Raw genomic sequence first — 870 nt, 5'->3', positions numbered from 1 at the left:
GACCGAAGTCCAGGGACCCCGGGACGGCGAGCAGCCGGAAGGCGCGGGCCTGTTCGGGAGGCAGTTGCCGGTAGCCGAGTTCGAAGACCGCGTGGATCGACACGTCACCCACGCGCAGTTCCTCGATGCGTCGCTGCTCGTTGGCGAGCCGGGCGGTCAGTGTCGCGATGGCCCACCGCGGCCGGGACGCCAGCCTGGTGGCCACGATCCGGATGGCCAGCGGCAGGAATCCGCACAGCCGGAGCAGTTCGAGCGCCTGTTCCCGTTCCGCGTCGAGCCGTTCGTGCCCGATGACCGCGCCGAGCAGCGAGAGGGCCTCGTCGGGCCTGAAGGTGTCTATGCTGAGCTGTTTGGTGACCGGCAGGCCGAAGAGACGGGACCTGCCGGTGATGATGACTCCGCAGCCGACCGATCCGGGCATCAGGTCCAGGACCTGCGACGCGTCACGTGCGTTGTCCAGGACGATCAGCACCCTGTGGCCGTCCAGCATCGAACGGAAGAGTCTGCAACGGTCTTCGAGGGTGTCGGGTACGGCCTCGGCGGCGACGCCCAGCGACAGCAGGAACCCCGTCAGGACGCCGGCGGGCTCGGCGGGGTTCTCGTCCGCTCCGCGCAGATCGGCGTAGAGCTGCCCGTCCGGGTAGGCGTGCCGCACGCCGTGGGCCGTGAACAGGGCCAGTGAGGTCTTCCCGATCCCGCCCATCCCGGCTATCGCCACGACGGTCGGCGCTCGCCGTCCGGGCGTCGTCAACAGGGTGTGCATGTCGCTGACGGCGTCGGTGCGGCCGGCGAAGTCGGGCAGCAGCGGCGGAAGCTGTGCCGGAACCGGCAGCGGTTCCCGGTCCCGGGCGGCCGCGGGGAGGGGCTCGG

Annotated in this window: 1 protein-coding gene; it reads right to left on the bottom strand. The window is 70.9% G+C overall.

Translation table 11 applies throughout. The annotated features are described in order from the left end of the window. A partial coding sequence (locus LQ326_RS47315) for an NB-ARC domain-containing protein (RefSeq protein ID WP_234545397.1) occupies window positions 1-870 on the bottom strand: 870 nt, incomplete at both ends.

The sequence above is a fragment of the Streptomyces shenzhenensis genome (assembly GCF_021462265.1).
In the GTDB taxonomy this organism is placed as follows: Bacteria; Actinomycetota; Actinomycetes; order Streptomycetales; family Streptomycetaceae; genus Streptomyces; species Streptomyces shenzhenensis.
Note: the sequence above shows the minus strand (reverse complement) of the source record. Positions and strands in the feature narration are given on the sequence as shown.